Origin of the sequence: Shewanella sp. AC91-MNA-CIBAN-0169, assembly GCF_040310165.1 — a bacterium.
In the GTDB taxonomy this organism is placed as follows: Bacteria; Pseudomonadota; Gammaproteobacteria; order Enterobacterales; family Shewanellaceae; genus Shewanella.
In genome coordinates this window covers 1-212 of record NZ_JBEOPM010000230.1, presented here as the reverse complement: position 1 = coordinate 212, position 212 = coordinate 1, and the positions used below count along the sequence as shown (strand labels likewise).

Genomic DNA, 212 nt, shown 5'->3' with positions numbered 1-212 from the left:
GACTTGCATGTGTTAGGCCTGCCGCCAGCGTTCAATCTGAGCCATGATCAAACTCTTCAATTAAAGTTCTTTTGAAACCAAAAGGTTTCGGCTCAATGAATTCTGATTGCTTTATCAACCGAAGCTGACAAAGTCTTTGTACATATTACTATGAACACTCATCGTTGCATTGAGTTGTAATTTTTTGATTGCCAACATTCCGAAGAACAGAA

1 rRNA gene is annotated in these 212 nt (G+C 38.7%); it reads right to left on the bottom strand.

Going from position 1 to position 212, the window contains the following annotated elements:
• A 16S ribosomal RNA gene (locus AAEY98_RS22780) occupies nt 1-63 on the bottom strand; the annotation flags it as partial.
• Nucleotides 64-212 lie beyond the last annotated feature (149 nt).